Source organism: Amycolatopsis sp. SB7-3, from assembly GCF_041021335.1.
In the GTDB taxonomy this organism is placed as follows: domain Bacteria; phylum Actinomycetota; class Actinomycetes; order Mycobacteriales; family Pseudonocardiaceae; genus Amycolatopsis; species Amycolatopsis japonica.
In genome coordinates, this window is the sequence record NZ_JBFPJQ010000009.1 from 13814 (window position 1) to 34391 (window position 20578).

General features: G+C 69.0%; 18 protein-coding genes. 17 read left to right on the plus strand and 1 reads right to left on the minus strand.

Going from position 1 to position 20578, the window contains the following annotated elements; translation table 11 throughout:
* Nucleotides 1-41: 41 nt before the first annotated feature.
* From AB8M46_RS37795 to AB8M46_RS37860, 14 genes are all read left to right on the plus strand, one after another.
* Nucleotides 42-944, plus strand: coding sequence for an AraC family transcriptional regulator (locus AB8M46_RS37795; protein ID WP_369797490.1), 903 nt, complete (start codon nt 42-44; stop codon nt 942-944).
* A 161-nt stretch (nt 945-1105) separates the two neighbouring features.
* Entirely contained in the window at nt 1106-2062 is a 957-nt protein-coding gene (locus AB8M46_RS37800) for a DUF1702 family protein (RefSeq protein ID WP_255355420.1), read from the plus strand.
* A complete protein-coding gene (locus AB8M46_RS37805) occupies nt 2059-4023 on the plus strand; it encodes a CRTAC1 family protein (RefSeq protein WP_394363296.1) in 1965 nt (654 codons plus the stop codon). The genes AB8M46_RS37800 and AB8M46_RS37805 overlap by 4 nt, the downstream gene beginning before the upstream one ends.
* Nucleotides 4020-5015: an enediyne biosynthesis protein gene (locus tag AB8M46_RS37810; RefSeq protein ID WP_394363297.1), complete on the plus strand. Its 996-nt coding sequence runs from the start codon at nt 4020-4022 to the stop codon at nt 5013-5015. Before AB8M46_RS37805 ends, AB8M46_RS37810 begins: the two co-directional genes overlap by 4 nt.
* The gene (locus AB8M46_RS37815) at nt 5012-6364 is read left to right on the plus strand and encodes a cytochrome P450 (protein ID WP_394363298.1); all 1353 of its coding nucleotides are present in this window, start codon (nt 5012-5014) and stop codon (nt 6362-6364) included. Before AB8M46_RS37810 ends, AB8M46_RS37815 begins: the two co-directional genes overlap by 4 nt.
* A 5-nt stretch (nt 6365-6369) precedes the next feature.
* Entirely contained in the window at nt 6370-6927 is a 558-nt protein-coding gene (locus tag AB8M46_RS37820; protein WP_037347793.1) for a DUF5987 family protein, read from the plus strand.
* Nucleotides 6924-8576: a GMC family oxidoreductase N-terminal domain-containing protein gene (locus AB8M46_RS37825; protein ID WP_378426417.1), complete on the plus strand. Its 1653-nt coding sequence runs from the start codon at nt 6924-6926 to the stop codon at nt 8574-8576. Before AB8M46_RS37820 ends, AB8M46_RS37825 begins: the two co-directional genes overlap by 4 nt.
* 2 nt (nt 8577-8578) lie before the next feature.
* Nucleotides 8579-9529 carry a carboxymuconolactone decarboxylase family protein gene (locus AB8M46_RS37830; RefSeq protein ID WP_394363299.1) on the plus strand — a complete coding sequence of 317 codons (951 nt, stop codon included), beginning with the start codon at nt 8579-8581 and terminating at the stop codon, nt 9527-9529.
* Between the two features lie 266 nt (nt 9530-9795).
* Nucleotides 9796-15615 carry an SDR family NAD(P)-dependent oxidoreductase gene (locus AB8M46_RS37835; protein ID WP_394363300.1) on the plus strand — a complete coding sequence of 1940 codons (5820 nt, stop codon included), beginning with the start codon at nt 9796-9798 and terminating at the stop codon, nt 15613-15615.
* Nucleotide 15616: 1 nt separating this feature from the next.
* Nucleotides 15617-16057 (plus strand): thioesterase family protein, encoded by a 441-nt coding sequence (locus AB8M46_RS37840; protein ID WP_037347784.1) that lies wholly within the window; start codon nt 15617-15619, stop codon nt 16055-16057.
* A 1-nt stretch (nt 16058) separates the two neighbouring features.
* Nucleotides 16059-16631, plus strand: coding sequence for a flavin reductase family protein (locus tag AB8M46_RS37845; RefSeq protein ID WP_037347782.1), 573 nt, complete (start codon nt 16059-16061; stop codon nt 16629-16631).
* Nucleotides 16632-16647: 16 nt separating this feature from the next.
* Nucleotides 16648-16815: a DUF6222 family protein gene (locus AB8M46_RS37850; RefSeq protein WP_394363301.1), complete on the plus strand. Its 168-nt coding sequence runs from the start codon at nt 16648-16650 to the stop codon at nt 16813-16815.
* A 158-nt stretch (nt 16816-16973) separates the two neighbouring features.
* Nucleotides 16974-18515, plus strand: coding sequence for an acyl-CoA carboxylase subunit beta (locus AB8M46_RS37855; protein WP_369797493.1), 1542 nt, complete (start codon nt 16974-16976; stop codon nt 18513-18515).
* A gap of 11 nt (nt 18516-18526) precedes the next feature.
* Nucleotides 18527-18718, plus strand: a complete 192-nt coding sequence (locus AB8M46_RS37860; protein ID WP_394363302.1) for an acyl-CoA carboxylase subunit epsilon — start codon at nt 18527-18529, stop codon at nt 18716-18718.
* A gap of 102 nt (nt 18719-18820) precedes the next feature.
* Here AB8M46_RS37860 and AB8M46_RS37865 read toward each other — a convergent pair whose 3' ends face one another.
* Complete coding sequence (locus tag AB8M46_RS37865) at nt 18821-18997, minus strand: hypothetical protein (protein ID WP_162836919.1); 177 nt, start codon at nt 18995-18997, stop codon at nt 18821-18823.
* A 290-nt stretch (nt 18998-19287) separates the two neighbouring features.
* On the opposite strand from AB8M46_RS37865, the gene AB8M46_RS37870 reads away from it, so the two are divergent.
* From AB8M46_RS37870 to AB8M46_RS37880, 3 genes are all read left to right on the plus strand, one after another.
* Nucleotides 19288-19437: a hypothetical protein gene (locus AB8M46_RS37870; RefSeq protein WP_162836918.1), complete on the plus strand. Its 150-nt coding sequence runs from the start codon at nt 19288-19290 to the stop codon at nt 19435-19437.
* A 102-nt stretch (nt 19438-19539) separates the two neighbouring features.
* Complete coding sequence (locus AB8M46_RS37875) at nt 19540-19848, plus strand: DUF6235 family protein (RefSeq protein WP_016332236.1); 309 nt, start codon at nt 19540-19542, stop codon at nt 19846-19848.
* 240 nt (nt 19849-20088) lie between these two features.
* Nucleotides 20089-20574 (plus strand): DUF6423 family protein, encoded by a 486-nt coding sequence (locus AB8M46_RS37880; RefSeq protein WP_016332237.1) that lies wholly within the window; start codon nt 20089-20091, stop codon nt 20572-20574.
* Nucleotides 20575-20578 lie beyond the last annotated feature (4 nt).

Below are 20578 nucleotides of genomic sequence, written 5' to 3' on the forward strand. Positions count from 1 at the left end.
GCGTACAGAGGAAAAGCGACAGCGAATCCGAGGTTGGTCTGATGCAGCTACGAACAGTCGCCATGGCGGCGAACGAGAAAGGCGTCACCGAACCCGGTCGGCTCCCCGAGCCGGCGTCCCCCTTGCAACCTGCGGTGCTGCAGGCCATCTCAGCGATGCACGCGAGGTACTTCGACCCGATCACCTTGAGCGACCTGGCATCGGAAGTCTTCGTCAGCCCGTTCCACTTCTCGCGGATCTTCACCAAGGCGACCGGGGTCACCCCCGGCCGGTACCTCACCGCGATCCGGCTCTTCGAAGCGAAACGGCTGCTGCTGACGACATCGCTGACGGTGTCGGACATCGTGTGCAGCGTCGGCTACAGCAGCGTCGGCACGTTCACCAGCCGCTTCACCCGTGCGGTCGGGATGACCCCGACCCAGTACCGCGACCCCGAGGTCGGCGAGCTGCTCGTCGCGCTGGCCCCGCATTTCCAGCGCCTCCCGACCCTGGAAGCGTTGCACAGCGCCGGAATGGGCAGCGCCACGATGCGCAGCGGCACCGGCACGATCAGCGTGCGGGTCGAGACCCCGCGCGGGGCCGGTCCGGCGAGTGTCCTCATCGGACTGTTCGCCGAGTCGATCCCGCAGTGCGGCCCCGTCGCCTTCGGTGGCAGGGCGAACGTCCTGTCCGCGGACATCGAGATCCAGAACGTCCCCGAGGGGCGGTGGACCGTCATCGGGGTGGCCGAGCACGCCGCCGGGACCGCGGCCTCGTCGTTCTCCGTGGGCACGCTGCCCGGCCGCGTCGACATCACCCGGTACGGCCGGGTCCACCTGCGGATGCCCATGCGCGCCCCGAGGCCGACCGACGCGCCGATGGCGATCACCCTCGCCGGCGGCCCGAGCTCGGCCGGGAACCGGATGACCATGCCCGCTTCCGAGTACCTCCGCGCGGTGGCCTGAGCGAGGTTGTTCCCGCGGTCTCCCGATTTCGCAAACCGGGAGAACCGCGGGCGCAACCGTGGAGTGGTCGCGTCATCGCCACGCATGTGAGCCTTTAAAGCAATCCGGAATTCGAATCCACCCGTTAGGGGGAGAGTGCGTTGGGCAATGGTTGGCGCACGATCAGACGTCGCATGATCACGCCGGACGTCTCCGAGACGTCACTGGACAAGCGTGGTTTCCACAAGAAGAGCCCGGCCGCTCAAGAATTGCTGGAGACCGTCGGTGAGAAGTTCCTGCTCGGCTACGCGCACGCGGTCGAAGCACGGTCCGTCGAACAGGCGGAAGAATGGCTCGAACGTATTCCGGTGAAATACCGCGGCTTCGCCTACGAAGGCGCGGGAATGGGTTACGGAATGCTGGACGGGCTGCCGGGCGGCGGTCGCCGTCACATCGAGCGGTTCCTCGACGGCCCCGGCGAGAAGCACGACTACATCATCTACGTCGGCGTCGGCTGGGCGATGGCCCGCCTGCCGCGCTTCCGCTGGCCGTCCGCCGAGGACTTCGACCCGTTGCTGCGCTGGCTGGTGCTCGACGGCTACGGCTTCCACCAGGCCTACTTCAAGACGGCGAAGTACGTCGACGGGCAGTTCCAGGACCCGGACTTTTCGTGGCCGCCCGGAAACGACGGCTACGCACTGCGGGCGATCGACCAGGGCATCGGGCGGGCGCTGTGGTTCATCTGCGGTACCGACGTCGACCTGGTCGCCGACACGGTCGCGCGATTCCCCGAGCATCGGCACGGAGACCTCTACGCCGGCATCGGGCTCGCCTCGACCTACGCGTGCGGTGTCACCGGTGACGAACTGCTGAAACTGGCCGAGTTCGCCGGCGAGCACCGCGGGAACCTCGCCCAGGGCAGCGCTTTCGCCGCCGAAGCCCGCGTCCGCGCGGGGCTGCTGATCCCCGAGACCGAGGTCGCCACGCGGGCGATCTGCGGGCTGCCGGCCGAGCGGGCCGCGGCCATCACCCAGGAGGTGCGCCCGGCGACCGTGGTCGACGGCGAACTCCCGGCATTCGAAACCTGGCGACAGCGCATCGCCGCTGAGGTTCTCAACTCTGGAGGTGCAGGGAAATGACCGCGACCTTGGGCTGGCTCCGCAAGCAGCTTGCGGGCATCGTGGCGCTGGTGCTGATGGCGGGACTGTTCGTGGTGGCGCAGCTGCCCACCGTCTCGACCGCCGAGGCCGACACCATGGCTTCGAAGTACGCGTTCGAGCCGCTGACGATCGCCTTGCCGGAGGCGGCGAAGAGCCAGTCGATCCGGACGGTGAACAAGGAGTACGAGCACATCCGCGCCTGGATCTCCTCGGTCGGCGCCGCGATCGCGGTCAACGACCTCGACGGCGACAAGCTCGCGAACGACCTGTGTTTCGTGGACCCGCGCAGCGATCAGCTGGTGATCACCCCGACGCCGGGCAAGGGCGGCGACCGCTACGCGCCGTTCGCGCTCGACGCGGCGCCGCTGCCGATGGGCAAGTACATCGCGCCGATGGGCTGCGTGCCCGCGGACTACAACGAGGACGGCCGGGTCGACCTGCTGGCCTACTACTGGGGCCGCACCCCGATCCTGTTCCTCGCGAAGCCGGGCGCCACGAAGCTGGAGCCGAAGGCCTACGAGCCGGTGGAACTGGTCCCGGGCAACAACTCCAAGAACGGTGAGTACGCCGGTCCATTGTGGAACACCAACGCCGCCTCGGTCGGTGACTTCGACGGCGACGGCCACCAGGACATCTTCATCGGCAACTACTTCCCCGACAGCGCGGTGCTGGACGACCGCGTCTCCGGCGGGGTCGAGATGAACAAGTCGATGTCGCACGCCGACAACAGCGGTGGCAAGTACATCTTCCGGTTCACCGGGGCCACGCAGGGTGCCAAGCCGACGGCCACGTTCGTCTGCGACGACAAGGCCATCCCGGCCGACGCCCAGGGCGGCTGGTCGCTCGCGGCCAGCGCCACCGACGTCGACGGGGACAACCTGCCGGAGCTCTACATCGGCAACGACTTCGGCCACGACCGCCTGCTGTACAACAAGTCCCGCCCCGGGCACGTCGAATTCGCCGAGGTGAAGGGCATCCGCGGGCCCAACGAGCCGAAGTCCAAGGTGATCGGCAACGACTCCTTCAAGGGGATGGGCGTCGACTTCGCCGACCTCGACCACGACGGTCTCTACGACCTGTACGTCAGCAACATCACGACGTCCTGGGGTATCGAGGAAAGCCACTTCCAGTTCATGAACACCGCCAAGGACACCGCGGATCTGCGTGGCCGTCTGCAGGGCGGCGAGGCGCCGTGGGTGGACCGCAGCGCGCAGGCCGGCACCGCCTGGTCCGGCTGGGGTTGGGACGTCAAGATCGCCGACTACAACAACAGCGGAGAATCGGTCATCACCCAGGCGACCGGGTTCGTCAAGGGCGACGTCAACCGCTGGCCGCAGTTGCAGGAGCTGGCGACGTCGAACGACGAACTGCTGAAGCACCCGTACTTCTGGCCGAACATGGTCGCCGGTGACGACGTCGGTGGCGACCACACGCTGCACTTCTGGGCCAAGAGCTCCGACGGCCGCTACACCGACCTGGCCCCGCGCCTCGGTCTCGCGGTCCCGGTGCCCACCCGCGGTATCGCCACCGGTGACGCCGACGGCGACGGCAAGCTCGACTTCGCCGTGGCCCGCCAGTGGGAGCAGCCGATCTTCTACCACAACGTCAGCCCTGACACCGGGTCGTACCTGAACCTGAAGCTGGTGCACGACAAGGCTTCGGCGGACGGTCCGCTCCCGGCGGCGGGTACCGCGGCGATCGGCGCGCAGGTCACCGTCGTCACCCCCGACGGCAAGAAGTACATGGACCGCGTCGACGGCGGCAGCGGCCACTCCGGCAAGCGCAGCCACGAGATCCAGATCGGGCTGGGCAAGGTCACCGGGCCGGTGAAGGTCTGCCTGCAGTGGCGCGACCTGACCGGGCAGATCCGCACGCAGGAAGTCCAGCTGACCCCGGGCGACCACACGTTCCAGCTCGGCGCTCAGGCTAAGGAGAAATGACCGTCATGGCTGAGCAGACACTCACGGCACCGAAGAGCAACAAGACGATCACGGCCCTTCGCCGGTTCGCGATCTCGATCACCATCTTCAACATCATCGGCTACACCGTGCTCGGTTTCGAGCAGCCCTACACCTATCCGTTCATCGCGCTGGCCACGGCGTACACCACGGAAATCCTGCTGGAGATCATCGGGGCCCGTGTCCAGGGACGCGACGTCCGCTTCCGGGGCAACGGGTTCAAGGGACTGGTGGAATTCCTCTTCCCCGCGCATATCACCGGTCTCGCGCTGAACATGCTCACCTACGTCAACGACCAGGTGCTGGTCATGATGTTCGGCGTCGTGGTCGCCGTCGGCGCCAAGTGGGTGCTGCAGGCCCCGGTGCGCGGCAGGCTGCGCCACTACATGAACCCGTCGAACTTCGGCATCACGATCATCCTGCTGGTGTTCCCCTGGGCGAGCATCGCGCCGCCGTACCACTTCACCGAGCAGGTCGACTCGTGGGTCGGCTGGCTGATCGTCGGCATCATCATCATCTCCGGCACCGTGCTCAACGCGATGCTGACCCAGCGCATGTGGCTCATCGGCGCCTGGCTGATCACCTTCGCGCTGCAGGCGATCATCCGTGGTCTGGTGTTCGACACCGCGATCCCCGGCGCGCTCGGGATGATGACCGGTGTGGCCTTCGTGCTCTACACGAACTACATGGTCACCGACCCGGGGACGACCCCGTCCAAGCCCGCGTCGCAGATCCTGTTCGGTTCGGGGGTGGCGCTGGCGTACGGGTTCTTCATGATCGTGCACGTGGCCTACGGCCTGTTCCTCGCCACCGCGCTGGTCTGCCTCATCCGCGGGATGTTCCTGTGGGGCCTGCACTTCTCCAAGAAGGCGACCGAGAAGTGGGAGGCCGAGCAGGCGAAGTCGGCCGAGATCACGTCCCTGCCCAAGCCGGCCGGGAAGCCGGAGACGGAAACCGGGGCCGTGGCGGCATGACCACCGGTGCGGAAACCACCCGGGGGGCGCGTCTCGCGCCCCCCGGGCCGCCGCGCCGGGCGACCTTCGGTCTGCTGAAGAAGCTCTTCACCGACCGGCTGGCGCTCATGTCGGATTCGGCCAAGGCACACGGGGACGTCGTCCGGATCGCGATCGGTCCCAAGACGATGTACCTGGTGAACCACCCCGAACTGGCGAAACACGTGCTCGCGGACAACGCGGCCAACTACCACAAGGGAATCGGCCTCCAGGAGGCGCGACGGGCGCTCGGCGACGGCTTGCTCACCAGCGACGGCGACGTCTGGAAGAAGCAGCGCCGGACCATCCAGCCGGTGTTCCAGCCCAAGCGGATCGCGCGGCAGGCCTCGGTCGTCGCGAACGAGGTCGAAGGACTCGTGAAACGCTTGCGGGACACCGAAGGACCGGTGGAGATCCTGCACGAGATGACCGGGCTTACCCTCGGTGTGCTCGGCAAGACGCTGCTCGACGCGGATCTCGGCGGGTTCACCTCGCTGGGGCACTCGTTCGAGGCCGTGCAGGACCAGGCGATGTTCGAAGCGGTGACGCTGAGCATGGTCCCGCAATGGGCGCCGCTGAAGAAACAGGTGCGGTTCCGGGAATCGCGGGACGACCTCCGCCGCATCGCCGACGAACTCGTCCAGCAGCGGCTGGCCAACCCGGTCGAGAACGGCGAGGACGTGCTTTCGCGGCTCATCGCCACCGACGGGACCCGCGAGCAGATGCGGGACGAGCTGATCACGCTGCTGCTGGCCGGGCACGAGACGACGGCGAGCACGCTCGGCTGGGCGTTCCATCTGCTCGACGAGCATCCGGAGATCGCGGCGAAACTGCGGGCCGAGGCCGACGCGGTGCTGGGCGACCAGTTGCCGACGCACGAGGACCTGCACCGGTTGCCGTACACGGCGAGGGTCGTCGAAGAGGTCATGCGCCTGTACCCGCCGGTGTGGCTGCTGCCGCGGGTCGCGCAGGCCGACGACGAGATCGGCGGCTACCACATCCCCGCCGGATCCGACGTCGTCGTCGTGCCCTTCACCCTGCACCGGCATCCGGATTTCTGGCCGGAGCCGGAGAAGTTCGACCCGGACCGGTTCGACCCGGACCGGCCCAGCGGGCGGCCCCGCTACGCCTACATCCCGTTCGGCGCCGGGCCGCGGTTCTGCATCGGCAACAGCCTCGGCGTGATGGAGGCCGTTTTCGTGCTGACGATGGTCCTGCGCGACCTCGAACTCAGAAAGCTCCCGGGCTACGACGTGGTTCCCGAGGCGATGCTGTCGCTGCGGGTGCGCGGCGGGCTGCCGATGACCGTGCACACCAGGAACAGGAGGTAGGTTCCGTGGATTCGGACGAACAGGTCGAGGTGTCCACTTTGGAGGCCTACGCGGACACGATCGTGCCGGGGGAAAAGCGTTTCCCCGGCGACCACGCCATCGCCGGCGCTTCGCCGGGACCGGGCGCGGTCGTCGCGGGCGCGCTCGAACTGCTGCACACCGAGGCGACCGGGGTGACCGTGGGGCTGCCCTATCTGGCGCAGTCCCTCAACGACCACGCGAAGGTCTACGCCAAGGAACACGACGTCACACTCGACGAGTCGCTGCCGCCGTTCGTCGCGTTGTCCTTCGCGGACAGGACGGCGCTCGTGCGGTCGCTGACCGCGCCGGGGCATCCGGAGAAGGACGGCTGGGTCAGCCTCGCCTTGTTCTGCAACATGTCCTTCGACAGCGCGGCGCACAAGCACACCGCCGAAGCCATCGCCGAGGGCCACCCCGGCCTGCTGGCGATGGGGTACACCGCGCCGGACGAAGACGGGCTGTGGCGGTTCCCCAAGTTCTCCTACCGCCGCGAGCTGGCCAGAGTCCACCCCGACACCACGCCTTCCGGGAGTCCCGCATGACCGCCTACGACAAGACCGACGTCGTCATCGTCGGCAGCGGGTTCGGTGGCTCCATCCCCGCCTACCACTTGGCCGCGGGCGGGGCGAAGGTCACCGTGCTGGAACGCGGGCCGTGGCTGGAGGCGAAGGAGTTCGAGCACGACTATCTGCTCGGCTCGTCCTACACCCGGGCTTTCGATTTCGTCGTCGGCGACGGGATGAGCGTGCTCGGCGGGAACTGTGTCGGCGGCGGCAGCGTGGTGTATTTCGCCGCGATGCCCCGCGCGCCGAAGTTCGTGTTCGAACGTCATGGCGGTATCGGCCGTCGCATGTGGCCTTCGGTGTTGACGCGCGACACGCTGGAGCCTTGGTACGACCGGGTTTCGGAGTCGCTCCCGGTGTCCACACAGGACTGGAACGACGTCTCCTACGCGGGCGGGCTGTGGGCCGCGTTCTGCAACCACTCCGGCCGCACCGCCAACCCCGCCCCGGTCGCGGTGGACAACGACCGGTGCGTGAACTGCAACTTCATGATGGCGGGCTGCCGGTTCGACGCGAAACGCTCGCTGCTGACCAACTACCTGCCCGCGGCGCTCGCGCACGGCGCGAAGATCCGGCCGCTGCACGAGGTCCAGCGGATCGAGCGGATCGACGACGGCGACTACCGCGTGCATTTCAACATCGTCGACGACGAGGACTACCGGCTCCAGTCCGGCAGCGGGACGATCGACGCGAAGGTCGTCATCATCGCCGCGGGTGCGGGCGCGACGCCGGTGATCCTGCAGCGTTCGGAGGCGGCACTGGGCACCATGCCGCACGCGGTCGGCCGGTACTTCTCGGGCAACGGGGAACGGCTCAACACCGCCATCATCAACGAGGAGCGCGTCCGCGAGGTGCTCGGGCTGTCCCGTGAGGACGGGAAGGTCTACGAGGCCAACCACATCGGCAAGGGCCCGACGGTGGCGAACTGGGACAAGCTCGACGGTTCGCTGCCCGAATACGAGCGGTATTCGCTGGAGCAGCTGTACTTCCCGCCCGGGCTCGGCACGATCCTCGCGCAGGTGCCGGACGGCGACGAACCACGCTGGTTCGGCGTGCAGAAGAAGGAGATCCTCAAGAAGTGGGCCTCCTGGCTGACCATCTTCCTGATGACCGAGGACGACAACGAGGGCGTCTTCGGCGCGCCGCCGCCCACCGGCAACGCCTACCGCATCTCGCAGCAGATGCTCGGCCGCGGCCCGCTGAAGTACGACCCGACGCCGAACACCCGGCACGGCTGGGCGCTGGCCGACGCGGAATGCAAGGAGATCCTCGAGAAGGACGGCCTGGCGAAGGTGGCGCCGTGGACCAACGACGTCGTCGGCGCGTACACCGTGCACCCGCTGGCGTCGTGCCGGATCGGTGACGACCCGGCGACGTCGGCCCTGCACCCGAACCACGAACTCCGCGATCACCCCGGCATCTTCGTGACCGACAGCGCTTCCGTGCCGGGCGCGCTGACGGTGAACCCGGCGATGACGATCGCGGCGCTGGCCGAGCGTTCGGTGCCGGGGATCGTGCGGGCGTTGCAGGCTCGCGGTGTCGATGTCACCTATGGCGCCCCCGCTCCGGACGGTTCCATCACCGGGCGGCGGGCGGTCGGCAAGCTGTCGCTGGTGGCCGGGAGCTGAGCGTGGCACCCGTGCTGGTGAGGCTCGCGCTGCGGCGCGCGGTGCGTGAAGCCCGGTACGTCCGGCCGGTTCCCTTCGGCCGGGCGACCGGGCTCGTACGCGACGTCTACGAACGGCTGGAACGCGATTTCGGGATGCTGGCCCCGCCGGTGGCGGTGCATTCGCCGTCACCGCCGGTGCTCGCGGCGAGCTGGGTGATGCTGCGGGAATCGCTGGTGGCGGCGGGGGAGACGAGCCGGGCGGACCGGGAGATCGTCGCGACACTGGTGTCGCGGGGGAACTCGTGTCCGTACTGTGTCGAGGTCCACGGGATGGCGCTGGAGTCGCTCGGGCGTTCCTCCGAGGCCGCGGCGATCGCCTCGGGCCGTCCCGTGGCGGATCCTCGTGCAGGAACCCTTTCGGCGGGGGCCCGGTCGGAGCTGACCGCGGTCGCGTTCGCGTTCCACTACCTGAACCGGGTGGTGAGCGTTTTCCTCGGGCCGTCACCGTTGCCGTCGTCCGTGCCGGATTCGGCGCGGGCGAGGGCGAAGGCCGTCTTGGGGCGGTTCCTTCGGCCGGTGACAGGCGCTTCGCCGGGGGAGTCGCTGGACCTGCTGCCGGTCGGCTCCCGGGATTTCGCCTGGGCCGCGGGCAATCCTGTGGTCGAGGACGCGTTCTCGCGTGCTTCGGCGGCGTTCGCCGCGTTGCCGGTGCCTTCGTCCGTGCGGGACGTCGTGGAGCGTGAACTGTCTACTTGGGACGGTGCGCCACCCGGGTTGAGCCGGTCCTGGGTGGACGCGTACGACGATCCCGCGGTGCGCTTGGCCTTGGTGGTCGCGAAGGCGCCTTATCAGGTGGACGACGCTTTGGTGGCGGCCGCGGGGCTGGGTGATCGGGAGCTGGTCGAGTTGGTGGGGTGGGCGAGTTTCACTGCCGCCGCCCGCGCTGTTTCGGTCGCCCCGCTTCCTGGTTAGTGCGGAGTACTGCCTGTTTATGACGCGAAAGCCACTTTCGCAACGTTCAACGTTGCGGAAGTGGCTTTCGCGTCGTCGTAGGGCCGGATCACTCGGCCAGATGACCGATCCCGGTCAACAACTTGAGAGAAGACTCCGCGTCCGCCCCCGGTTCATGCTTGACCGGACTGCGCGAACGGACGGCGGCCGCGTATCTGGGGACAGAGCCCGGCGCCGGGACCGGATTCCGTGACTTGAGTGGTTGAGAGCTAGGGGAGTGCGGTGGCATGAGCGTTGAGCGGATTTCGATTGTCGGTATCGGTCTCCGATACCCGGACGCCGGTTCCCCGGAAGAGCTGTGGGAAAACGTCCTCGCCGGCCGCCGGGCGTTCCGGAGGCTGCCCGACGAGCGGATGAACCGCGAGGACTACTACTCGCCCGACCCCAAGGCGCCGGACCGTTTCTACGCGCAGAAGGCCGCGGTCCTCCGCGACTACGAATTCGACCGGATCAAGTACAAGGTCGCGGGCAGCACGTTCCGCTCGACCGACACCACGCACTGGCTGGCCCTCGACGTCGCCGCGCAGGCGCTGGCCGACGCGGGCTTCCCCGAGGGCGAGGGGTTGCCGAAATCCGCCACCGGCGTGGTCATCGGCAACAGCCTCACCGGCGAGTTCTCCCGTGCCAACATCATGCGGCTGCGCTGGCCGTACGTGCGCCGCACGGTCGCGGCGGCACTCGCCGAGCGCGGCTGGGCCGACGGCGACACGGCCGAATTCCTCCACGATCTCGAGGCGCAGTACAAGGCACCCTTCCCGGAGATCGACGAGGACACGCTCGCGGGCGGGCTGGCGAACACGATCGCCGGCCGGGTCTGCAACTTCTTCGACTTCGGCGGCGGCGGGTTCACTGTGGACGGTGCCTGCTCGTCGTCGCTGCTTTCCGTGGTCACGGCGGCGAACGCGCTTTCGGAGGGCGACCTCGACGTCGCCATCGCCGGTGGTGTCGACTTGTCGATCGACCCGTTCGAGGTGATCGGTTTCGCCAAGACCGGTGCGCTCGCCAAACGCGAGATGAAGGTCTACGACGCCGATTCCAACGGGTTCTGGCCCGGCGAGGGGTCCGGAATGCTCGTGCTGATGCGCGAAGAGGACGCGATCGCGCAGGGCAAGCGGATCTACGCCACCATCGGCGGCTGGGGCGTCTCGTCCGACGGCAAGGGCGGCATCACCCGCCCCGAGGCCTCGGGGCACCGCCTCGCGCTCAAGCGGGCGTACGACAAGGCGGGATACGGCGTCGAGACCGTTTCCTACTTCGAGGGCCACGGCACCGGGACCGCGCTGGGCGACGCCACCGAGATCGAGGCGCTCTCCACCGCCCGTCGCGACGCCGATCCGCTCGCCGAGCGGGCCGCGCTGAGCACGATCAAGGGCAACATCGGTCACACCAAAGCCGCGGCCGGGGTCGCCGGGCTGATCAAGGCGACCTTGGCGGTGTACCACCAGGTCATCCCGCCCGCGACCGGCCATTTCGAACCGCACGAGTCGCTGGTCGGCGACTCCGCGCGGATGTACGTGCCCGCCGAGGCCGGACTGTGGCCTTCGGACCAGCCGGTCCGCGCCGGTGTCTCCGCGATGGGGTTCGGCGGCATCAACTCGCACGTCACCGTCACCGAAGCGCCGGGCGCGGCCCGTCGCAAGGAGCTCGACGAGCGGACCAGGTCGCTGGTCGCCGGACGGCAGGACAGCGAACTGCTGCTCCTCGACGCCGAAGACGCCGCGTCGCTGCGCGGCCGGGTGACCGGTCTGCTGGAGATCGTGCCGAAGCTTTCCTTCGCCGAACTCGCGGACCTCGCGGGCACGCTTTCGGCCGAGCTGTCCGGGAAACCGGTCCGGGCGGCGATCGTCGCGGCCGGTCCGGACGACGCCGAGCGCAAACTGGCCAAACTCCTCGACCTTCTCGGTGAAGGGGAGCCTGAAGTCTTCTCCGCCAAGGAGGGCATCTTCGCCGGCTCTCGTTCCCAGTCCCCGAAGATCGGTTTCCTGTTCCCCGGCCAGGGTTCCGGGCAGGGCAGGGTCGGCGCGCTGCGCAAACGCTTCGCGCACGCCGACGACATCTACCGCGCCGCGAACCTGTCCACCGGCGCCGACCAGGTCGCCACCGATGTCGCGCAGCCGCGCATCGTCACCGGTTCGCTGGCCGGGCTACGGGTCCTGAAGAGCCTCGGCATCGAGGCGGGCACGGTCGCGGGCCACAGCCTCGGCGAGCTCACCGCCCTGCACTGGGGCGGCGCGCTCACCGAACGCGAAGTGCTCAAGCTGGCCAAGATCCGCGGCAGGGTGATGGCGACCGCCAGCGACGGGAACGGTGCCATGGCGGCGATCGCGGCCACGCCGAGTGTTGCCGAAGGGCTCGCCGAGGGCGAAGAGGTCGTCATCGCGGGCTACAACGCGCCCGAGCAGACCGTCCTTTCCGGACCGGCGGAGGCGATCGACCGCGTGGTCGCCCGTGCCCGCGCGGAAGGGGTCACCGCCGCCCGCATCAACGTCTCGCACGCCTTCCACTCGCCCGCCGTCGTCCCGGCCGCCGAGGCGATGACCGGGGAACTCGCCGCGATCGACTTCGCGCGGCTCGACCGGCCCGTCGTCTCCACGGTGACCGGTGACGTCCTGCACGCCGCCGAGGACCTGCGTGATCTGCTGCGCGACCAGGTGGTGCTGCCGGTCCGCTTCCGCGAGGCGGCCGCGAAGGTCGCCGAGCGCAGCGACCTGGTGATCGAGGTCGGCCCCGGCCGCGTGCTCACCGGTCTGCTGGGCACGATCGCGCCCGGCACCCCGGTGCTTTCGATCGACACCGACAGCCTGACGCTCGCCCCGGTGCTCAAGGTCGCCGGCGCCGCGTTCGCGTTCGGCGCGCCGCTGGAGACGTCCGCGCTGTTCGCCGGCCGCGTCGTACGGCCCCTGCCCGTGGACGGCGAATTCTCGTTCCTCGCCAGCCCGTGCGAGGCCGCGCCGTCGATCGGCGAAGTCCTCACCCGCGACCGGGTCGCCGAGCCCGCCGAGGCCGCCGCCGGAACGGCTTCGGAAAGCGGCGGCAGCAGCACCCTCGACCTGTTGCGCAAGCTCGCGTCCGAACGCGTCGAGCTTCCGCTCGAAGCCGTCACCGCCGACACGCATCCCCTCGATGATCTGCACCTTTCGTCGATCACGGTCGGCCAGCTGGTCAACGACGTGACCAGGGCGCTCGGCCGTCCGGCGCTGGAGGGCATGCCGAACTTCGCGACCGTGTGCCTCGGCGAACTCGCCGAGATGATCGACGAACTCGCGCAGACCGCCAAACCCGCCGACGGCAACCAGGCCGAGGTCGCCGGCGTCGGGCCGTGGGTGCGGCCGTTCGCGGTGGAGTACGTCGTCGCGCCGAAGCCGTCGCCCGATCTCGCCACCGGCATCTCCACCGCGGAGTGGACGGCGTTCGCCCCGGCCGGTCATCCGCTGGCGGAGCCGCTTCGCGCGGCACTGGCCACGGCGGGGGTCGGCGACGGCGTCCTCCTCTGCCTGAACGCCGACAGCGGTTCCGGGGACGTCGGCCTGTTCCTGGACGCGGGCCGCGCGGTGCTGGCCGCGCCCAACGGCACGCGGTTCGTCGTGGTGCAGCACGGTCTCGGTGCCTCCGGCCTGGCGAAGACGCTCCGGCTGGAGGACCCGTCGGCCCGCACCACGATCGTCGACCTGGCCGACCTCAGCCCGGTCGACCCCGAAGCCCTCGACGCCGCGGTGTCCACTGTGGTCACCGAAGTGGCGGCGACGACCGACTTCAGCGAAGTCCGTTACGACTCTGCGGGAGTCCGCACGGTGCCGAAGCTCGCGGCACTGACCCCGGCCGAGGCCGAGGGCACCCCGCTGGACACCGGCGACGTCCTGCTCGTCACGGGTGGCGGAAAGGGCATCACCGCCGAGAGCGCGTTGGCGCTGGCCAAGGATTCCGGCGCGAAACTGGCGCTGCTCGGCCGGAGCGACCCGGCCGACGACGCCGAACTGTCGGAGAACCTCGGCCGCATGGCGGCGGCGGGCATCACCTACCGCTACGAACGTGCCGACGTCACCGACGCACGGCAGGTGGCCGACGCGATCGGCCGGGTGCAGGCCGAATTCGGCCCGGTCACCGCGGTACTGCACGGCGCGGGCCGCAACGAGCCCGCCGCGCTGTTCTCCTTGACCGACGAGAGCTTCCGCAAGACCTTGGCGCCCAAGATCGGCGGTCTGAACGCCGTCCTCGACGCCGTCGACAAGGACAAGATCAAGCTGCTGGTGACCTTCGGCAGCATCATCGGCCGGGCGGGCCTGCGCGGTGAGGCGCACTACGCCACGGCCAACGACTGGATGACCGAACTGACCGTGCGGTTCGGCCAGGAGCACCCCCGGGCCAAGGCGATCGCGCTCGAATGGTCGGTCTGGTCCGGGACCGGGATGGGCGAAAAGCTCGGTGTGGTCAGCGCGTTGATGCGCGACGGCATCACCCCCATCCCGACCGAGGAGGGCATCGAGATCCTCCGTCAGGTCGTCGGCGACCCGGCAGCCCCGTCGGTACTGGTCGTCTGCGGCCGCACCGCCGGGCTGGCCACCCTGCCAGTGGAGAAGCGTGAACTGCCGCTGACCCGCTTCGTCGACCGCGCCGTCGTGCACTACCCGGGGGTCGAGCTGATCACCGAGGCCGACCTGTCCGCGGGCAGCGACCCGTATCTGGCCGACCACCTGCTCGACGGCCAGCTGCTGTTCCCGGCGGTGATCGGCATGGAGGCGATGACCCAGGTCGCCAAGGCCGCGCTGGCCGCGGAAACGCTGCCGGCGCCGGTGTTCTCCGACGTCGAGTTCCTGCGCCCGATCATCGTCTCGCCGGGCGGGTCGACCACGATCCGGCTCGCCGCGCTGGCCCGGGACGCCGAGACGGTGGACGTGGTGCTGCGCAGCGGGGAGACCGGCTTCAGTGCCGACCACTTCCGCGCCCGGCTGAGCTTCTCGCGGCCGGATCCGCTCGGCGACACCGTCGCCCGCGACGTCGCGCTGCCGCCGGTCCCGGTGGACCCGACGACCGAGCTCTACGGCACGGTTTTGTTCCAGGGCAAGCGATTCCAGCGGGTCACCGGCTACCGGCGGGCCAGCGCGCGGCATGCGGTCGCGGAGATCGCGACCGGCGCCGAGGTCGACTGGTTCGCGCCGTTCCTCCCGCAGGAACAGCTCCTGGCCGACCCGGGCACCCGTGACGCGATGATGCACGCGATCCAGTGCTGTGTCCCGGACGCGACCCTGCTGCCGCAAGGCATCGAGCGGCTCTACCTCGCCGAACCCGGTGAGCAGCACCCGGAGTACGTGCTTCTCGACGCCCGCGAGCGTTCGCAGGACGGTGACAGTTACGTCTACGACCTCGACGTCCGCAACCCCGACGGGAAGCTGGTCGAGCGGTGGGAAGGGCTGAAGCTGCGCGCGGTGCGCAAACGCGACGGAGAGGGACCGTGGGTCCCGTCGATGCTCGGGTCCTATTTGGAGCGTTCCGTCGAACGGCTGCTCGGCTCGTCCCGCGCGATCGTCGTCGAACCGGATCCGGTGGGCGTTTCGGTGGAGACCACGCCGGAGCGGCGGGCACAGACGGCACTGGCCGCCGGCCGCGCCGTCGACGCGCCGCTGGAGATCCGCTACCGCCCGGACGGGAAACCGGAGGCCGACGGGGTCGAGGTGAGCGCGTCGCACAGCGCCGAGCTCACCCTGGCGATCGCGGGCGGCGGCCGGATCGCGTGCGACGTCGAAACGGCGATCGAACGCACGCCGGAGGACTGGACGGGCCTGCTCGGCGAGGATCTGCTCGCGGTGGGCGAACTGCTGGCCGCGGACGCCCGCGAGCCGCTTTCGGTGGCGCACACCAGGGTCTGGAGCGCGCTCGAATGCGTGCGCAAGACCGGGGACATGACGCAGGCGCTCACCGTGCACCGGGTCGACCCGGACGGCTGGGCGGTGCTTTCCCACGGCGCAGCCCGTATCGCCACCTGGGTGACGACCGTCAACGACCGGACCGATCCCGTGGTCTTCGCGGTGCTCCAGGGAGAGGAGAGCTGACATGGCCGACTACTACGAGATCCTCCACACGGTCGGATTCGAAGAGACCAACCTGGTGGGCAACGTCTACTACGTGAACTACGTGCGCTGGCAGGGCCGGTGCCGCGAGATGTTCCTGAAGGAGAAGGCGCCCGCGGTGCTCGAAGAGGTCCGCCACGACCTCAAGCTGTTCACGCTCAAGGTGGACTGCGAGTTCTACGCGGAGATCACCGCGTTCGACGAGCTGTCCATCCGGCTGCGGCTGGAAGAGCTGACCCAGACCCAGATCCAGTTCACCTTCGACTACGTCCACCTCACCGCGGAAGGCGAGCGGCTGGTGGCGCGCGGACGGCAGCGGATCGCGTGCATGCGCGGCCCGAACACGGCCACGGTGCCCAGCCGGGTGCCCGAACAGCTGCGTGAGGCGCTGGCCCCGTACACGGTCGACGGCAAGGGGGAATGACGTGGGCACGCTGGAGGAACCGTCGCGGCCGGTGCTGAAACGGCTGCCGACGCCCGTCGCCCGGCGCCGGTTGTCCGCGCAGGCGGGCCTGCGGGAGGTGATGGGCCAGTTCGCCACCGGGGTCACCGTGCTGACCGCCGGCGGCGAACGGGCACACGGGATGACCGCCAACGCCGTCACCTCCGTTTCGCTGGAGCCGCCGATGGTGCTGTGCTGCGTTTCCCGCGCGGCCCGGATGCACGAGGCGATCGTGACGGCGGGCTCGTACGCGGTGACGGTGCTGGCGTCGGACCAGAAGGATCTGGCGAAGTACTTCGCGGACTGGCGCCGCCCGGCCGGGATCGCCCAGTTCGACTCGGTGGACTGGACGGCCGGGCCGCAGACCGGCGCCCCGCTGCTCGACGGCGCGCTGGCGTGGCTGGAATGCGAGCTGGCGGAGGTCTACGAAGGCGGTGACCACTCGATCTTCCTCGGCAAGGTGGTCGCCTCCAGCCGCGGCACCGCGCAGGACTCGCTCGTCTTCTACAGCGGCGGCTACCACCAGATCGACGGCCGCATCCGGGCATCGGCCTGACAGGAGAGGAAATGCCATGACCACCAACGAATCCGCCACGCCCGCTTCGGCGCCCATCGCCGAACGGCCGCCGGTGGTGACCACGATGCCCCGCCTCGGACGGGGGGTGTGCTGGCGCGACATCGTGCGCGAGATCGAACTCGACGAGCTCGAGCGCGAGGCCCGTATGAGGGAGGCGGCGTGACCCTGCAGGGCGATCCGGGCGCCCAGCGCACGGAGGACTCCGAGGTGGTGCCGCTGCCGGAAGACCGGCTGCGGCGCTCCCGGATCCCGAGGCCGACCGACGGGCGGGTGATCCCGCTCGCCCGCGGTGCCGAGCCGGTGCATCCACCGGAACCGACGATGCCGTTGCTGCGCACCCAGCGCGACGAACTGCGCGAGCACATCGTCGACGGACGGCTCGACGGCGTCCGCCGTCAGCACTCGCTCGGCAAGCACACCGCGCGCGAACGGCTGGATCTGTTGCTGGACCCCGATTCCTTCACCGAGGTCGAGTTGTACCGGCGGCATCAGGCGAGCGGGCTCGGGCTGGCGGAGAACCGGCCGTACACCGACGGTGTCATCGCGGGCTCGGGCACCATCGACGGACGGCGAGTGTTCGTCTACGCGCAGGACTTCACCGTTTTCGGTGGTTCGCTCGGCGAGGCGCACGCGGCCAAGATCCAGAAGGTGATGGATCTGGCGATCGCCACCGGCTCGCCGCTGATCGGGCTCAACGACAGCGGGGGAGCGCGGATCCAGGAAGGGGTCATGGCGCTCAACGGCTACGGCGGCATCTTCCGCCGCCAGGTCGAGGCGTCCGGCGTCATCCCGCAGATCAGCGTGGTGCTGGGGCCGTGCGCGGGCGGGGCGGCGTATTCGCCCGCGCTCGCGGATTTCGTCTTCATGGTGCGCGACACCGCCCGCATGTACCTGACCGGACCGGACGTCGTCGAAACCGTGACCGGGGAACGGGTCAGTCACGACGAACTGGGCGGCGCGGACGTGCACGGCGCGTCGTCCGGGGTGGCGACCGTGGTGCACGACGACGAGGAGAGCTGCCTCGCCGACGTCCGGTACCTGGTGTCGCTGCTTCCGTCGAACTACCTGGACCCCGCGCCCCGCGAGCCTTCGCAGGACGCGGGCAAGGACCGGCGGCCGCGGTTCGCCGAACTCGTCCCGGTGGAGCCGAACAAGCCCTACGACATGCGTGACGTGTTCTCGGAACTGGCCGACGACGGCGAATTCTTCGAGCTGCACGAGCGATGGGCGCAGAACGTGCTGTGCGCGCTCGCACGGGTCGACGGGCGCGTGGTCGGCCTGGTCGGCAACCAGCCGGTGGTGTTCGCCGGCGTGCTCGACGGCCCGGCGTCGCAGAAGGCGGCGCGATTCGTGCGGTTCTGCGACGCGTTCAGCATCCCGCTGGTGACCCTGGTGGACGTTCCGGGCTTCCTGCCGGGTGTCGAACAGGAGCATTCCGGGATCATCCGGCACGGGGCGCAACTGCTGCACGCGTACTGTGAGGCGACCGTGCCGCGTGTGCAGGTGATCCTGCGCAAGGCGTACGGCGGCGCGTACATCGTGATGGACTCGCGGTCCATCGGGACCGACCTCTCGCTGGCGTGGCCGACCAACCAGATCGCCGTGATGGGCGCCGAGGGCGCGGTGAACGTGTTGTTCCGCAAGGATCTCGCCGTCGCACCCGATCCGGACGCGTTGCGCGCGCACCTGGTCGCCGAGTACACCGAGGAGTTCATGAACCCGCAGTATTCGGCGGAACGCGGCCTGGTCGACGACATCATCGACCCGGCGGACACCCGGTCCGCGGTCGCCAGAGCGCTGGAGATGCTGCAGGACAAGCGAAAGGCGGCGCCTCAGCGCAAGCACGGCAACCACCCGATCTGAACGGGGGAACCATGTCACCGTCCGGAATGGACAGTGCGCCGGTCTTCCGGGTCCTGCGGGGGGACCCGGAAGACGCCGAACTCGCGGCGCTCGTCGCCGTCTTCACCGCGCTGGCTCCGGCCGCGCCCCCGCCCGCGGCGCCGGCCCGGCCGGCCTGGTCGCCGCTCGTCGCGCCGACCTGGCGCACCTCCGCGCTGCGCTGAGCCGCGCGCGTTCCGTACTGGTCGTGAGTGGCGTTTCGGGTTAGAACCCGAAACGCCACTCACGACCAGCTGTACCGAACGCCAGCCTTTCGCGGCGTGTCCTCACGCGAGCCGGCGCGCGGCCTCGGTCTCCCGCCGCGGCGGATACGTACTGTGGCCGGTGTGCACGGCGACGTAAAGGATCCCGCCGTCGACCACCGTCTCCAGCTCCGTTCGCTCCCAGGGCTCGAACGCGCCCCCGCAGGCCGCGCAGGTCCGTTGCCGCTCCGCCGCGCTCATTGCCGGTCCCGCTGCTCGGGGACCGAGGGGTCGGGCCACGACAGGCCGAGCAGGTCGACGTCGAGCTCGTCCTCGGCATAGATCTCATACGGGTCGAGACGTTCGGTCATGGCGCGCTCCTTGGGTTTCGGGGTACCACAAGGGCACTACCGGCACCCGGTCACCGGCGACTTTTCCTTTGCGCATCGCGCGCGCCCGGCATCCTCGATCGCGTCACGACCGGCTCCCGATCGGACGGGGTCATCCTTGGTTGTCAAGTGAGTCGTTCATCGAAGGCCGGGAGGAACGCCATGACGGCACAGGTGCGAATTTGGGTCGTGACCGATGATCTCGACCCGCGCGGGGCCGTCGAGGCCGACGCGACGGCGTTCGTCCCGGAGCCGAGGCAGGCCGCCGAAAACGATTTCCCGGCCGAGCACATCGTCCTCGGCTACAACTAGCCCACCCCCGTACGACAGCACGGACGAAGAAGACCGCCGGGTATCGCGCGCGCGAGAATGAAGATCGCCCGCGAACCGGCCAGACCACGAGGAGGCCTTCGGATGGCTATGCGCCTCCAGCTCACGTCGGGTTTGCAGGTGCTGGAAGAATGGGCGATCAATGCTCCGCAGGCTGACCGCAATGTCATCTACGAAGCGCTTTTCGCGGTGGCCGACGGATCCGCGTTTCTCATTTACGACATTTTCGGAGATGGCCGCGATCCGCATCAGTTCATCATTCTGGTGAAACACGACCTCGTCATCAGGATAGGACTCAAACGAACCGATTCCTCGTTCGAGATCGTCTACATCGGCGCGCTCGAGCACGGGACACCCGCCGCGGCATGGGCCGACGACGTCGACGGCTCCTGAGCCGGTACCGCTGAACGGCCCAGTCCGCGCCCCGGTACCGGCAGCCTTTCGTACCAATGGATCATGTGTTCCTCACCTTGACATCGTCCAGTTCGGCGTGAAATTCTGCGAGTGTTTGCGGATGGGGAAATTCTGCCGGTCTGGAATTGCGGTCGTCGAGGTCTGGAGGCATGAAAGATGTCATCTCCTGAATTCCCTGGATTGGATGTTTCCACACGGGTGCGCGCACGTGACATCCAGATGGCCGGGGTCGCCGACGTCCGCCGGAGGGTGCTGATGATCTCCGGCGCCATCGACACCACCGAGCACGACATCTCGGTCAGCGTCAATCTCCCCGAACCCGGCCGCTGGCAGGTGATCAAATCCGAGACCAACCTGACCGACAAGACCTGGGTCGCGATGCAGGTCGTCACCGACGAGGACTCGACCTTCGTCAACGACGCCGACACCCTCGTGCTTTCCCGCCAGTTCTCGAAATCCTTCATGACACCGGATCAGCGCCGTCTCACCTTCTACGACGGTGAGGTCCGGCCCGGCGAAGCCGTGCTGAAGGTGTACTCGCTCGATGCCGGCGGGCGGAAGCCGACCTACTCCTATTCCCGCTACAGCCCGATCGCCACCGACACCGCCGAGCAGTCGCAGCAGACACTGGACGAACTGATCAGCAACGGGATGAAGCAGCGCCCCGTGATCGAGCTGATCGTCCCGGTGACCGTGATCGGCTGAGCAC

Coding starts and splice junctions, on each gene's coding strand:
- AB8M46_RS37860 (WP_394363302.1), top strand. CDS start 18,527: ATGTCACCGTCCGGAATGGACAGTGCGCCGGTCTTCCGGGTCCTGCGG.
- AB8M46_RS37840 (WP_037347784.1), top strand. CDS start 15,617: ATGGCCGACTACTACGAGATCCTCCACACGGTCGGATTCGAAGAGACC.
- AB8M46_RS37810 (WP_394363297.1), top strand. CDS start 4,020: ATGACCGTCATGGCTGAGCAGACACTCACGGCACCGAAGAGCAACAAG.
- AB8M46_RS37865 (WP_162836919.1), bottom strand. CDS start 18,997: ATGAGCGCGGCGGAGCGGCAACGGACCTGCGCGGCCTGCGGGGGCGCG.
- AB8M46_RS37815 (WP_394363298.1), top strand. CDS start 5,012: ATGACCACCGGTGCGGAAACCACCCGGGGGGCGCGTCTCGCGCCCCCC.
- AB8M46_RS37855 (WP_369797493.1), top strand. CDS start 16,974: ATGCCGTTGCTGCGCACCCAGCGCGACGAACTGCGCGAGCACATCGTC.
- AB8M46_RS37850 (WP_394363301.1), top strand. CDS start 16,648: ATGACCACCAACGAATCCGCCACGCCCGCTTCGGCGCCCATCGCCGAA.
- AB8M46_RS37835 (WP_394363300.1), top strand. CDS start 9,796: ATGAGCGTTGAGCGGATTTCGATTGTCGGTATCGGTCTCCGATACCCG.
- AB8M46_RS37795 (WP_369797490.1), top strand. CDS start 42: ATGCAGCTACGAACAGTCGCCATGGCGGCGAACGAGAAAGGCGTCACC.
- AB8M46_RS37805 (WP_394363296.1), top strand. CDS start 2,059: ATGACCGCGACCTTGGGCTGGCTCCGCAAGCAGCTTGCGGGCATCGTG.
- AB8M46_RS37880 (WP_016332237.1), top strand. CDS start 20,089: ATGGCCGGGGTCGCCGACGTCCGCCGGAGGGTGCTGATGATCTCCGGC.
- AB8M46_RS37875 (WP_016332236.1), top strand. CDS start 19,540: ATGGCTATGCGCCTCCAGCTCACGTCGGGTTTGCAGGTGCTGGAAGAA.
- AB8M46_RS37825 (WP_378426417.1), top strand. CDS start 6,924: ATGACCGCCTACGACAAGACCGACGTCGTCATCGTCGGCAGCGGGTTC.
- AB8M46_RS37870 (WP_162836918.1), top strand. CDS start 19,288: ATGACGGCACAGGTGCGAATTTGGGTCGTGACCGATGATCTCGACCCG.